The sequence below is a fragment of the Paenibacillus sp. ov031 genome (genome assembly GCF_900143165.1).
Taxonomy (GTDB): domain Bacteria; phylum Bacillota; class Bacilli; order Paenibacillales; family Paenibacillaceae; genus Paenibacillus; species Paenibacillus marchantiae.
In genome coordinates this window covers 213,285-229,069 of sequence record NZ_FRDO01000009.1, presented here as the reverse complement: position 1 = coordinate 229,069, position 15,785 = coordinate 213,285, and the positions used below count along the sequence as shown (strand labels likewise).

The following is a 15,785-nucleotide window of genomic DNA, read 5'->3' as shown; positions in this document are numbered from 1 at the left end:
GAATGGAAACAGGTCATCGCAAGTCTTCAATTCCTGCATCCAAGCAAGAAATGCTCCAAAGATTGCTGCAACAAAGAGTGGGAAACACAGCCGTTTATACAACCATTCAGCCTGTATCGCGGACGGAGTCTTCTCCGGTATCTTCTGCTCAAAAGCGCCTTTGGTTTTTGGATCAGTTATATCCACAAAACGCATTTTACAATATCCCTTTTCTATTTCGCCTCAAAGGAGAGTTGGATACGAGTGCTTTAACCAAAAGCCTTGAGCAGATGGTCAGCAGACATGAGTCGTTGCGAACCACCTTTGCAGTTGAAGAAGGGGAACCCGTTCAAATTATCCATGATCAGTCTGAATATAACTGGAAAATGAACGATGTAACCGATCTGCCTGAAGAACAGCGGGAACTCGTCGCTATGGAGCTGTTCCAACGGGAAGCACAGACACCGTTTGATTTATCGGTAGGGCCATTGTTGCGTTCAGGGTTGATTCGCGTTCAGCCGGATGATCACTTTTTCATGATTAACATCCATCATATTGTTTTTGATGGTTGGTCAACAGGTGTTCTGTGCCAGGAATTGGAACTGCTTTATCGTGCGAACCGGAATGGTGAGGGTTTGCCCCTACTGCCCCTTGAGATACAATATGCAGATTATGCACACTGGCAGAACGAGCATCTGAAAGGAAACGAAGTTCAGCAGCAATTGTCTTATTGGGAGGATAAGCTCAGTGGTAGTTTACCGGTATTACAGCTTCCATATGATTTTCCAAGTCCTTCTCGCCAAACGTTCAAAGGTGCATTTACTACCTTCACGATTCCATCCGAAGTTAATGCTGCATTGAAGCAAATAAGCCGAACGTATGGAGCAACTCCTTTTATGGTATATTTGACCGTTTATAAAATTCTCTTATATCGATATACACGACAAGCAGACCTGATCGTAGGAACGCCAATTGCCAATCGTAATATCAATGAATTGGAAGATTTAATCGGTTTTTTTGTAAATACCTTAGTGATTCGTACATCGATATCCAGCGACATGTCCTTTTTGGACCTGCTGGAGCGGGTACAGCAAGTAACACTGGATGCTTATGCAAATCAGGATGTGCCATTCGATACCATTGTTGAGGCTATTCAACCTGAGAGGAATCTGGGTGGAACCCCGTTATTTCAGGTGATGTTTAACCTGATTGACGATGTTCGGCTGAATCTGGATGGGCTTCATGTTACCTCTATGGAAGTTGATAATCAAACGTCGAAGTTTGAGATGGAGCTTACCCTGATTGAGCACGCTGAAGGGATGTCTGGTGGATTTGAATATAGTACGAACCGGTTCAAGGAAGAGACCATTGCCGGCTTCATCCAGCACTATCTTCTGCTGCTGGAGTCCGTCGTTCAGCATCCGGATGTACCTATTACGCAGCTTCAAATTTTATTGAAACAGGAATGTCAGCTTCTGGAGCAGTGGAATCAGACGACCGTGCCTTATCCGGATGACATCTGCATGCACCAGTATTTCGAACGACAGGTCAAACAGACACCTGATAAGAGTGCTATCGTCTTTAAGGATGCTCGTTTGAGTTACAAGGAGTTAGACCGTTTGTCAAACGGACTTGCTTTCAAGCTTAGGGAGCATGGGGTGGGCCCAGATGTTTGCGTTGGAATCTGTATGGAACGGTCATTGGAAATGGTCGTTGCGGTGCTTGGTGTTCTAAAAGCTGGAGGAGCTTACGTTCCGCTTGATCCGCATTATCCTCAGGATCGCTTAATTTATATTTTGGAGGATACGAATGTTCCGGTTGTAATTACTCAATCCTCACTGTTGTCGCTTATTGAGGGGGCTGGTACAAATCTGTTCATTCTCGATCATATTGAAGAGCTTGAACCTGTGGAAGAAGTACCGGAGTCTGGTGTTGGTCCAGATCATATTTTATACATATTGTATACTTCGGGTTCAACGGGCAAGCCAAAGGGCATCGTGATGGATCATCGCCCTATCGTAAATCTAATGGCTTGGCAAATGAAAAACCTAAAGTCGCCGCAACAGGCGACCGTGCTTCAGTTTTCGACCCTGAATTTCGACATGTCATGCCATGAGATGTTCTCAGCTTTTGGCAGCGGAGGCACGATAATTCTGGTCGATGAGCAAACTCGCAAAAATCCGGAGAGTCTGCTTGAACTCATCATTGAGCATAAAGTTCAGCGTTTACATTTGCCCTACATCAGCTTCCAGCAGCTGGCTGAGGTCGCCGAAAAGATCGAAGGCATCGAATATGGGATTACAGATATTACTGTTTCAGGAGAGCAGCTTCGCGTTACACCACAGATCAGAAACTGGCACAAAAAGCTTGGGAATTGCACGGTCCAGAATCACTATGGCCCAACGGAGACCCATGTCGTTACCGCATTTATGATTGAAGATATGGATGAAGTTAATCCGCTGCCACCCATAGGCAGAGCCATTGATAACTGTGAAATATATATTCTCGATAAGGAACTTCAACCTGTCCCTGTTGGCGTATACGGCGAACTGTATATTGGTGGAATATGTCTCGCGAGAGGATACTTGAATCGGGAGGAACTGACCGCAGACAGATTTATCCCTAATCCGTTTGTAGGTGAGCCTGGTCAGCGTATGTATAAATCGGGGGATCTGGCGCGTTTTCTGCCAAGCGGTGATGTTGAATTTTTAGGGAGAATGGATGAGCAAGTCAAAATTCGTGGCTTCCGCGTGGAACCAGGTGAGGTAGAATCGGTCATTAGCACTTATCCGGGTATTCGGGAGACGGTGGTCGTGGCATATCAGGAGCAGCAAGCCCCACATGAACTGGTTGCTTATGTTGTAGTGGATAAGGATATTGCAGAGCCTGAATTAAGGGAGCACTTAAAAAAGAAATTGCCAGATTACATGCTTCCTACCATTTTCATGAAGATTGAGGAGATGCCGTTGACACCGAGTGGCAAGGTCAGTCGATCTGCTCTTCCACAGCCCAAACGCAACATGGGAGGAAAAAACAAGACAGCTCCTGTTACTGCAGCGGAAAAGGCTGTTGCTGCCATTTGGGTAGATATTCTCGAATGTGAAGAAGTTGGACTGGAGGACCAGTTTTTTGAACTGGGTGGTCATTCATTGCTGGCGATCAAGGTGATCTCCCGTATCCGAAGTGCGTTCCAGACCGATCTGCCGATCTATACCATTTTTGAGTTTCCGCAGCTTAGTGACTTTGCGGCACATTTAGTTCACTATTTGGCACAGCATGAACGTCTTTCATCGGAAAGTGAAAGTATTGTTCCAGTACCTCGCGAGCCTTATATGCCACTTTCTTATGCTCAGGAGCGAATTTGGTTTTTTGAGCAATGGCAGCAAGACTCATCCATGTATAACATCTCCAAGGCCTTACGTGTTATGGGAGAGTTGGACGAAGCAGCTCTGGAACAGAGCTATCAGCAATTAATTGAGCGTCATGAGAGCTTGCGGACCAACTTTGTGGATGAAGCTGGACTGCCGAAGCAAATGATCCATCCCTTCAGGTCCCTTCCGATTAGACAGGTAGATTTGCGTAATGACGTGGGTGAGCACCAGTATGTCCGTCTCCAAGCTTTGATTGCTGAGGAGGAGCAACGGCCATTTGATTTGGCCAACGATCCGTTAATTCGAACTAGTCTGTATCGTTTGGACGATGAAGAGTGGGTTCTACTGCTGGTGGTACACCATATTATTTTTGACGGTTGGTCCATGTCGTTGCTTGAACAGGAATGGTGGGAAAATTATGATCGCTGCAAGCAAGACCCTGCTTTTCAAAGGGTTGCCCTTCCTCTACAATACGTGGATTATGCGATTTGGCAACGAAATATGCTTCAAGGCGTCCGTTGGGAAGAACAAATGGCCTATTGGAAAAACCAATTGCAAGGTAAGCTTCCCATTCTGCAATTACCTACCGATCGTCTTAGGCCTGCTCAGCAATCGTATAAAGGGGCGCATTTTGACTTTACTATAGATCGACGACTCGCCGAGAAAGCGAGGCAATTCAGTAAGCAGGAAAACGTATCATTATATATGACCATGCTTACAACGTTCAAGGCGCTGTTATATCGATACACAGGCGAACATGATCTTTTGGTTGGTTCACCCATGACCAATCGCAATCGGACGGAATGGGAGCAGTTGATCGGTTTTTTCGTGAATACGCTGGTGCTCCGAACTAGTGTGTCTTCTGAGATGACATGGAAGGAACTGTTGGGCAGGGTGAAAAGGGTCACGATGGAGGCCTTTTCCCATCAGGAGATCCCTTTTGAAAAGCTGGTACAAGAGCTACAACCGGAACGTTCCCAGGGATTTTCGCCTGTATTCCAGGTGATGTTTTCTCTGCAAAATACACAGCATTTAAATGATAGAGAGGCATTAAAGTTCAGCCCTTATAATCTGGAAAGCATCAACTCGTTGTTTGATATCAGCATGTTCATTGAAGAGGACCAGGAGCTTCAAGTCACGATTGAATATGGGGCTGCTCTGTTTGAACGAGGAACCATCGAGCGGTTTGCCCAGCACTATTCGCAGTTACTGGAGAGCATGTTACAGCAGCCGGAAACATCGATTGCACAAGCCTCCCTGTTGACCGAACGGGAGCGGAGGCAACTACTCGTCGACTGGAATGATACAGCAAGGTCCGGGTTAAATCATAGAGCCCAGGAGAAGGACATCTATCAGCAATTCTTACAAGCTGTCCTTCGTCATCCACACGCTGTCGCCATTGAGGATGGAGAACGAACAGTCACGTATGAAGAGCTTCTGACCCAAGCTCAGACTATTGCATGCATGTTACGGGATGCACAAACTGAGGCGGGTACAGTCATTGGCGTGTACATGGAGCGTTCGATTGAACTGGTGGCGTCCATGCTCGGGACGTTGAAGGCAGGCGCCTGCTTTGTGCCGATAGACCCTGAATACCCAACAGAGCGTATTCGCTGGATGGTGGAGAACAGCCGGATGCCAATTGTCTTAACGCACTCCGATTTAATGGCTAATTTGCCTATTGATCACGACTGTGTGGTAGCCGTGGACAAGCTGCAAGAAATACAAGTAGAACGTGTCTCGCAAGAGAAAGTTGGGCTACCTGCGAATTGCATATCCATGGAAAATACAGCTTATGTAATTTATACCTCGGGGTCTACGGGTAAGCCCAAGGGGGTCATGATTTCGCAGCGTTCGCTTGTTGATCATGTTCAGACTGTTATAGAGGGGAACCGTCTGAACGATAACGACCGAATCGTGCAATTTTCAGCAATCAGCTTCGACTTCTCCATCCATGAGATCTTTCCAGCGCTTCTCGCAGGTGCAACGCTTGTGCTACGTCCGAAATCGGTATTAGATACGCATGAGTTTGTGCGATGGTTAAACGTGAAAGAAATCAGTGTACTTTACTTGCCTACAGCTTACTGGCATTTACTCGTCAGCGAGTGGGATGAAACAGATGCTTTTCCAGTGTCTATGAAGCTGGTATCCGTTGGAGGAGAAAAAGCCTCCATAGCCATATACGAAAAATGGAAGCAGATTACGCAGGGACGTATTCGCTGGAGCAATGCTTATGGGCCGACAGAGGCAACTGTAGCGGCGACCACTTTTTATGATGATATGGATAAGCTGCACGTAGAGCATGAGGACCTTCCGATTGGCAGACCCTTGCCGAATACACAGCTTTACATTCTGGATCATTTGCTTCAGCCCGTACCCATTGGTGTTACGGGGGAATTATTTATAGGCGGAGTAAGATTGGCCCAAGGATATCTGCATCAACCGGAGGTAACCGACAAGGTGTTTATTCCTCATCCGTTCCAACAGGGCGAGCGTTTGTATCAAACCGGGGATTACGTTCGTTATCGTGAGGACGGACAGATCGAATACATTGGAAGGAAAGATTCGCAAGTCAAAATTAGAGGGTATCGAGTGGAACTTGGAGAGATTGAAGCTTGTCTGGAACAGCTACCACAGGTTGAACAGGCTTTAGTGACGGTAAGAGATGACTTGGATTCCTCCAATCAACAACTCGTCGCCTACGTCAAATGCAAAAATGGAGAGGCTGTTCTGGATACAATCCGCCATGATGCCAAACAGCTACTACCATCTTATATGCAGCCATCCTTCTACGTGACATTGAAGAATTTCCCGTTTACGGCGGGTGGAAAGATTAATCGCGCGCTTCTTCCGAAACCGGATGTATGTTCAGCGGAAGGTTCAGGTTCAGTAGAGCCCGCGAATGAAATAGAGGAACGCTTGTCTCGGATATGGTGTCAACTCCTTCATCGAAAGAGAGTTGGGACGAAGGAAAACTTCTTTGAGATAGGTGGTCATTCTCTGCTTGCAACCCAGATGAACTCTCTGATCCGCAAGGAGTTCTCCAAGAACGTACCCATTAAGGCGTTCTTTGATTCACCAACGATTATGGAATTGGCTCAGATTATCAGCAGTATTGACGCGGAAAACAAAGTAGAAATTCCAAAAATTTCAAGAATGCCGAGGGGCACGAAAGCGTGAAGCCACCATCTAAGGAAAAAGGGGACTGACCAATTGAGTACAACGATTAGCAGTAACCATTATTTGTTTCCAGCGTCCTTTGCTCAAAGACGAATATGGTTTGTTCAGGAGACCATAACTGATCCTTCTGTCTATCATGTGCCACTGCTGTATAAGCTTGACGGACCTGTTGATCTCGAAATACTTCAGCGCTCTATTAACAAACTGATGGAGCGTCACGAATCCTTGCGAACATATTTCACAGTGGAGAACAATGACATCATGCAAGTCATCATTCCCGAACTGGACTATGTCATCAGTCATATTCAATTACCGAATGAAGCTGTCAAGCGAACTAATGACCGGATAATGCAGGACATACGCACTCCGTTTTCATTGGAACAGGCCCCCCTTTTCCGGATGGTTCTTTACTCCATTAGTGAACAGGAACATTATTTTTTAATCAATATGCACCATATTATTACAGACGGTTGGTCCTACTCCGTCTTCATGCGGGAGCTGAGTTTGCTGTATTCCGCTGAACTACAAGGAAAAGAGGCTGAGTTAGCAGAGCTCCCGATTCAGGTAGCCGACTTTTCACAATGGCAAAGAGACAGCCTGCAAGGTGAAGAGCTTGAGAAACAAATGCGTTTCTGGGAGAAGCATCTGGAAGGAGAACTATCTGTTCTGGACTTGCCTGTTGATCCAGCAAAACCGCTTGTGGTCGATAATACAGGAGCTTCTCTTGAATTTCACATTCCTCTGCAACTATCTGAGCGTTTTGCGCAATTATGCAGTAGCAGCGGCACATCGTTGTATATTGGGCTCTTGGCCGTATACCAATTGCTTCTAGCCCGTTACTCGGGTCAAGACAATATTATTATTGGAACGCCTATTGCCAATCGGCATCACATTGAGCTTGAGAACGTCATTGGAATGTTTGTTAATACAATGACCTTGCGTGCTCGTCTGCATGATAATCCTTCCTTTCGGGAAATGCTGATGCAGCTACGTAAGACTGCATTAGAAGCTTACGAGCATCAGGAGGTACCCTTTGATCTGCTCGTTGAAAGGCTAGCGCCGGAGCGTAGCCTAGGACAAACCCCCATTTTTCAGGCGATGTTCTCGTTCCAGAATCATCCGAAGCTGGAGCTTAATTTTCCACATATTGATATTAAGCCGGTTGAGTTAGATCTAGGTACAGCCAAGTTCGAATTGTATCTAGACATTGCGGAATCGCCAGAGGGATTACATGGCATATTTGAATACCAAAAGAATCTATATGATGAAGTCTTGATTAAACAGCTATCTGTCCATTATGTGCAACTCGTAGAAAGCATTCTGGAGGATACGGAGCAGCAAATATGGCATATTCCTTTTATGCATGAGCAAGAGAAGCGGTCTATAAGCGAACAACTGTATCAGCAAAAGGATACGAAGATCCAGGTACAGAGTTCGACATGTGGTCTTCATTCGTTTGAACACTGGGCTGCCTTACAAGCGGATACCATTGCCATTCGTTATCAAGGTGAAGCAATGACCTACGCTGAACTCAATCAGAGAGCCAATCAGGTTGCGTGGTATATGCGTGAGAACGGGGTTGTTCCCGGCACGGTCGTAGGACTGTGGCTTGAGCCATCCATTGACTTCATCGTGGGTATGTTGGGTGTATGGAAAGCAGGGTGCTGCTGCGTTGCGTTGAATTCCGAACATCCTGTAGCAAGGAACATCCTGTTGCTGCAACATGCAGCTGTATCACGCATTGTTACAAACGAAAACAACGTCCACAAAGTTCCGCAAGCAGGACAGGATATCTTTTGTTTGGAGCGGATTCCTGCCATCCCTGCGTATGCAGCCAATCCTGAGGTACAGATGGCTGCGAGTGATGGAGCGTATCTGTTCTGGAATACCGGGGCATCTGGGGCTTCACAAACTGTTGCTGTGCCTTATTTCAGACTTGTGCAGCTATGCAAATCGGCAGCCTGTACGTTTGATCTGGATCGAAATGACGTATGGGCCATGCTGCATGCAGTGGACAGTGAACTGGCGTTATGGGAAATATGCGGAGCGTTGTTCAATGGAGGAACATTGGTTATCGTGCCTGGATGGATTGCCGATCAACCTAAATATATGAATGAACTGCTGATTCAGGAAAAAATAACGCGCCTTACACTGACTCGGGCTTCATTTCTCACCTGGATCAGACTGGATGAAACCAATGCAAAAGGGAAGCTGGAACTTCGTACGATTTTTATTAAAGGAAAGAACGTAACCATACCTTTCATGAATGGGTGGTTAGGTCGTCATACCCGTCATCAGCCGGAACTCATTCAAATAAACAGCTTGAGCGAACTGGGGGGCGTAATCAGTAGTCGTATCATTCCAGCCAGTGGAAACTCATATGAACGGTCAGATCGAGGCATTGGTGCGCCATTAACCGGTCAGGTGCTTTATATTCTTGATGCCTGTGGTGAGGTTGTGCCTATGGGTGCAGCGGGTACTCTGCATGCGAGCGAGCTGGATTCGGATCACGCAAGAGCATTTCATGCCTGTCACCCCGATGAGCGATGGAGCTATCGTTCAGTAAACGGCGAGCCCGGTGTATGGTTATACCGGATGGACGATATGTGTCGCTATTTACCGAATGGAGAGATCGAATGTTTGCGCCATTTGGGTTACCAAGTGGAGCTAGGTGAATATATCGTACAGCTTGATGAGATACGATTGGCGTGCCTTCATCACCCGGTTGTTGAGGAAGCAGCAATCCAAGTACGAAGAGACGAATACGGTATTGAGTATGTGATGGCTTACCTGGTTGCTGTCGATGGGCAGACTGTTCCCGCACAACAGGTCCAGCATGATCTGCGGGACAAGCTTCCTGAATACATGATTCCGAGGACGCTGCTTTGGGTGACGCAACTGCCTCGATTGACCAGCGGTGAGATAGACTATGATCTTCTTCAGAGTAACACGGAACATAAGTCGAGGCGGTCCGCTTACGTGCCCCCAGCCAATCCAATTGAGGAGAGACTGGTAAACATATGGGAAACTGTGCTTGAAGTTCCAAGGATCGGCGTCGAGGACAATTATTTCGTATGCGGAGGAGATTCGATCCGAATGCTGTCGATTATTGCTCTTGCCAAAGATGCCAATCTCTATTTCGGTATCCGGGACTTGTTATCTAATCAATCAATCCGGGAGCTTGCCCCGCATGTATTGATGAATCAGGACATCGTCAAACTTACAGACAACAGGTTTGATCTGGTGCCTGAAGAGGATCTTGCCAAACTACCTGAAGATATAGAGGATGCGTACCCTCTTACACAACTGCAACGAGGCATGCTGTTTCAAAGTGAGCTGCATTCCGGGTCCAGGCTGTATCATGATCTCATTCAATTTTCCATAAAGGGTTCCTTCCATACGAAAGTATGGGACGAAGCCTTCCAGATGTTAATCAACCGTCATCCGATCTTACGTACGACGTTTGATTTATCGAGTTACAGTCTTCCTCTGCAATTGGTGCATACGAGAGGCAAGCTGCGCATCAAGTATGTAGATGTAAGCGATACGGACCCTGACACACAACAGGAAATGCTTCAGAAATGGGTGGAGCATGAAATGGATACATCCTTTGATTGGAGTCAGTCGCTCCTGCGAGTCGTTATGCTGCAGCGAGCGAAGGACTGGGTTCAACTGATCGTATCTATGCATCATTCCGTACTGGATGGCTGGAGCGTGGCCCATTTTACAGCTGAGTTGTTTGGAAAGGTGGATCACCTTTTGCAAGATCAGGTACTGGAGCCTGCTCCACGATTACAAACGACATTCAAGCAATATGTGAGGGAAGAATTGAACGCATTACAATCGCCTGAGCATAAGGAGTACTGGGAGCGAAGATTGGACGGCTTCTCTCGAATTAGGATTCCTCAGTGGGAATCGGCAGATACATCTCCTCCCGTCATGATGCTCAAGGAGGTAGACATATCGCCATCTCTTTCACATGACGTGCAGGAACTCGCACAGCGGACGCTGATTCCAATCAAGAGCTGGCTGCTGGCCATTCACATACACATTTTAAAAACATTAACGAATCAGGGAGACATCACAACGGGAGTGCTGTTCCACGGTCGTCTTGAGCAGAAGGATGGTGACCGCGCCCTGGGCTTATTTCTTAATACACTGCCATTTCGCATGCAACTGGATGGAGGAACCTGGGCCGCCATTGCGGAAAAAGCGTGGGAAACCGAAAAGGATATGCTGCAATATCGCAGATATCCTATGGCCCAGATCCAACAGGATACCGGAAAAGGCAAGTTATTTGAGACATTCTTTAATTTCACTCATTTCTATGTATCCGAGCAGAAGCTGGGTTCTTATGAGAAACTGCACATTATTGAGGAGCCGGGATACGCAGATAACAGTTTTCCATTCGGAGCTGAATTTTCGCTGGATGGCGAAAGCGGTGAATTAAGACTGGCGCTCCGTTGGGATCAGGTGCTGTTCAGCGAAGAGCAAATGAGCCGAGTCGCCGGATACTATCAGAAGGCGCTGCGTGCAATCGTTCATCATACCTATGAAGTCGCGGATCACGACACCTTACTGTCTGTTGATGAACTTCAGGAAATAGATGACTGGAATCAGACGGAAAACCATTTTCCTCAAGTCCATCTGCTACACAAGTTATTCGAGCAGCAAGTGGAGAGCACACCTGAGCAGCTTGCTCTTGTTTATCAAGGTCAACGCTTAAGCTACCGTGAGTGTAACGAACAAGCGAATCGGCTAGCTCATTACTTGCATAAACATGGAGTTGGGCCAGATGTGAAAACAGGTATATGTTTGGAACGATCCACTCAACTGGTTACCAGTCTGATGGCTATTCTGAAGGCAGGCGGCGCCTACGTACCGATTCATCCGCATCATCCGGCAGTTTTCGTTCAGGAACTTATTCAGGATGCTGATCTTGGACTTGTCGTGACAAGCGAAAAGTGGGCTTCATTATTTGAAGGATACGCTGGAACGGTTCTGTATATGGAACGGATTCATGAGGAATTAGTCACCGAGTCTGCCTTGAATCCCAATGTCCCGTGCCTTCCTGAGCAGCTTGCATACATGATTTATACCTCCGGCTCTACGGGGAAACCCAAGGGGGTGTTGATCGAGCATAAAGCGATTGCTAACCGTCTTCTCTGGATGCAGAAAGAATATCGATTAACCGGGATGGATCGGGTGCTTCAGAAAACGCCGTTTACATTCGACGTCTCAGTATGGGAGTTTTTCTGGCCGTTGATCACGGGAGCGGGACTAGTCATTGCTGAGCCTGAAGGGCACAAGGACCCGGAATATCTGATTAAGCTCATTCAGGAAGAAGAGATTACAACGATTCATTTCGTGCCCTCCATGCTGCATGCTTTTTTGGCTCAACGAGGAGTAGAGCAATGCACCACACTGAAAAGGGTCATTTGCAGCGGGGAAGTACTTTCGCGTATGTTAAAGCAACTATTTTTTGAAAAGCTGTCGTGTGAACTGCACAACCTGTATGGACCTACAGAGGCCGCTGTTGATGTAACCAGTTGGTCATGCAAGCCGGAAGACATAAACGTTCCAATCGGTTATCCAATTGCTAATGTCTATCTGCGGGTACTCAATGAACGGATGTTGCCTGTGCCTGTCGGTGTGCCTGGTGAGCTGTATATCGGCGGTGCCTGCCTGGCACGCGGGTACCATCACCGAACGGAATTGGATGCGGAGAGATTTATACTCGATCCGCTCCGAACTGAGCCGAACGCACGCCTGTACAAAACAGGAGATGAAGCCAGGTATCTTCCGAACGGAGCTATTGAATATATGGGTCGTCTGGACCACCAGGTCAAAATACGTGGTCATCGTATTGAAATGGGGGAAATTGAGGCCAGATTGGTCGAACATCCGGGTATTGCGGAATGCGTGGTGTATACAACCAGTGACAATCGGCAGCATGTGCAGCTGGTTGCTTGCATCGTGCAAAGAAACCCGAATGTTCCGCTGGACCGCAAGGACTTGTACAGCTTCTCAAAAAACTGCATGCCTGAGTATATGATCCCTGGTCACTGGATGTTCATTGATAAAATGCCATTAACGACTAGCGGAAAAATAGACCGGAAGGCGCTCCCACAGCCAGATACGAGCCCTGTGGCAGATCTGAATGATGCATTCCAGCCACCAAGGAATTCCTATCAGCACCAATTATCAGATATTTGGAAACAGGTACTTCAAGTTGCTGCTCTAGGCATCAGGGACTCATTTTTCCACCTGGGCGGTAACTCATTGCTTGCGATTCAGCTCATGGCCAGAGTAGAGCAGGCGTTTGACCGCAAGCTGCCATTATCAACGATTCTGGAGCATGACACGATCGAGCGGTTAGCTATGCTGCTGAGTCAGGCTCCGGCAGGAGAGTCAAAACGATCATCTCTTGTTGCCTTAAATGCTTCAGGTTCCCGAACACCCCTTTACTGCATTCATCCTGTAGGTGGAAGCATCGTTTGTTATAACGCTTTTCCACAGGCGTTGGGAGCGGAATGGCCTGTTTACGCCATTCAGGATGAGCATTTGAACGGAACCATGAACTACGACATGCTAGGGCCTTCTTTTTCTTCAATTAAGGATAAGGCTCATCAGTATATTGCACAAATCAGGGCTGTACAGCCAACAGGACCCTATGCCTTGTTGGGTTGGTCATTCGGCGGTATTGTGGCGCATGAAATGGCCTGCCAGCTTGAACAGGCAGGAGAAGAGATTGAGATGCTGATGCTGCTTGATGCAAGGCTAAGGTCTCATGACGAAGCAGCGGTTGAGCTTTCGGAGAACGAATGGAAGGAACATTTCCTACAGGACCTCACAGGCGTACAAATGATAGGGGATCGTTCTGATGAGCTGAAAAAAGACTGGAGTCCCGATGAGGAGCATCTAAATCATTTCTATACTCTTTTCAAATCCAATTACAGGGCGATGCACGAGCATGTTCCCCAATGGTTTGGTGGTACGTTAACCTGGTTCAAGGCCCAAGAGGAGGAACGTGCTCTGTCTATGGAGGGTGACTGGAGCAACTATGCCAAGCAGGTAGATCGCATTATGCTGGACGGGGATCACTATTCCATGATGAATCCCTTGAATGTTGCACGGATTGCAGCGTATCTGAAATCCTATACTCATGAAGCGAAGGAGTCGGTCTGATGTCAGCCCAAATGCGATATATAACGCTTAGAAATAGCGACGGACAATATTCTATCTGGCCTGTGGAGAGAGAGCTTGCATATGGCTGGGAATACGCGGGCTTTGAAGGAACGGTCGAGGAATGTCTGAAGCAGATCGAAGGCGTTTGGACAGATATGCGGCCAGCAAGCCTGCAGCCAAATACCTCATTTCTCAGCGATATAACGAAAGAGGCATGTATTCAGGAAAGTTCGGAAAGGGAGCCAGCCCCTTTTGGGAGAGGGAACGTCATCCCCTTGAATCCTTCTTCCTGCATCCATCACTTGTTCGAACGCCATGCGCAAGCGAATCCTGATGGCGTTGCACTGACCTATGAATCCAAACATATGACATACCGAGAACTGGATGAAGCTGCCGAAGCCCTCGCAAACAGGCTGGCACAGTTTCAAGTTGGCCCTGACAGCATCGTTACGGTTCTTGCCAATCGTTCTTTTGACCTCGTGATTTCGCTATTAGCCATCCTGAAGGCAGGGGGATGTTACTTGTCGCTTGAGACAGGTGTTCCGCAGGCAAGGCTGAATTTTATTCTTGAAGATGCTTCGCCCTGCCTGGTTATTACTCAAAGCTGCTTCAGTGAACGGTTCGAAGAACATTCGATACCTGTACTGCTGCTGGATCATGACAAACAGACTTTTGCTTCGGCCCCTAGGCGGGAGAGGGTAGAAGTGACACCAGAGCACTTGGCGTATATCAGCTATACATCAGGCTCGACAGGCACGCCGAAGGGTGTATGTGTACCGCATCGGGCGGTTTCTCGTTTAGTCGATAATGCCAAGGATTTCTCCTTTACACCTAATGATGTATTTTTGCTTGTTTCACCGGTCGCTTTCGACGCTTCCACGTTTGAACTTTGGTCTCCTCTCACCAATGGTGGGCGGCTGGTTATCTACGATTGCGGAATGATACGTCCAGACCTGCTGTCTGAAACGATCCGAACGGAGGGAGTAACGACTGTATGGCTAACAGCGGGATTGTTTCAGGTAATGGTGAATTCCTATCTGGATATGTTTAAGGGGCTTAAGCATGTGTTGGCAGGTGGGGATGTGATCTCGTCTGCACACCTTGAGCTGCTTCTGGCCACCCATCCGCATCTGACGTTCACCAACGGATACGGTCCAACGGAAAATACGACATTCTCGACCTGCTGGACCACTACGACGATGACCACCCACCCTACTGTCCCGATTGGTTCACCGATCAACGGAACGTGGGCAATTGTCTGCGATGAAAATCTGAATCCGATGCCCCCGGGGCAGGAGGGTGAATTATACGTTGGCGGGGCAGGTTTAGCGAGAGGATATCTGAATAATCCGGCAGAGACGGCGAGCAGATTCGTGCCGAATCCATGGAGCAGAACGGCCGGAGCCCGAATGTTGAGAACAGGGGACCGCGCTCGGTGGTTTGAAGATGGAAGCTTGGAGTTTATCGGTCGTGCAGATCGACAGGTTAAAATTCAGGGATACCGGGTAGAGCCGGATGAAGTCGAAATGGTCATCACCAAACATGGAGATGTTCAGGCTGCCGTGGTTACAACACAAGAGGATGGATTGGGCAACAAGCGTTTGCTTGCATATGTTGTGACCAACGCTTCTCCAGATGAGGAATCCAAGAAGCTGACCGGGTTGAATGAATACCTGTGTCATCAATTGCCTCCTTACATGGTTCCATGGGCCATCATGCCGCTGGCGGAAATGCCATTAACGCCGAACGGGAAGGTAGACAGGGGACAATTAGCTGCTGCTGTGCGCTCTCCCCGCAGATTGGGCACACCTTATACTTCGCCGAGAAATGCCATGGAATCGGTACTTGTCAGACTATGGGGAGAGAACTTGTTGGTGGAGCCTGTGGGCATTCACGACAACTTCTTCTCACTTGGTGGCGACTCGCTGATCCTGTCTGAACTAATCGTTAATATGGAGAACTTGCTGGGAACGGTCATACCTGCCCGCTTCCTTTATCTGAAGCCAACGGTTGCGGAGCTCGCTGTCATGATTGAGGATAGCAAACCGGTCACACAAGGCTAACTCA

3 protein-coding genes are annotated in these 15,785 nt (G+C 47.6%); all 3 read left to right on the top strand.

Going from position 1 to position 15,785, the window contains the following annotated elements:
* Positions 1–2 precede the first annotated feature (2 nt).
* From BUA17_RS27865 to BUA17_RS27850, 3 genes are read left to right on the top strand one after another with little or no spacing between them, the layout of a single operon-like run.
* Positions 3–6,530 carry a non-ribosomal peptide synthetase gene (locus BUA17_RS27865; protein WP_072735625.1) on the top strand — a complete coding sequence of 2,176 codons (6,528 nt, stop codon included), beginning with the start codon at positions 3–5 and terminating at the stop codon, positions 6,528–6,530.
* 33 nt (positions 6,531–6,563) lie between these two features.
* Positions 6,564–13,718: an amino acid adenylation domain-containing protein gene (locus BUA17_RS27860; RefSeq protein ID WP_072735624.1), complete on the top strand. Its 7,155-nt coding sequence runs from the start codon at positions 6,564–6,566 to the stop codon at positions 13,716–13,718.
* Positions 13,718–15,781, top strand: a complete 2,064-nt coding sequence (locus BUA17_RS27850) for an amino acid adenylation domain-containing protein (protein ID WP_083584891.1) — start codon at positions 13,718–13,720, stop codon at positions 15,779–15,781. Before BUA17_RS27860 ends, BUA17_RS27850 begins: the two co-directional genes overlap by 1 nt.
* The last annotated feature ends 4 nt before the right edge of the window (positions 15,782–15,785 follow it).

Excerpts from the sequence above, each read along its gene's own strand:
- BUA17_RS27865 (WP_072735625.1), top strand. The coding sequence starts at position 3 with ATGGAAACAGGTCATCGCAAGTCTTCAATTCCTGCATCCAAGCAAGAA.
- BUA17_RS27850 (WP_083584891.1), top strand. The coding sequence starts at position 13,718 with ATGTCAGCCCAAATGCGATATATAACGCTTAGAAATAGCGACGGACAA.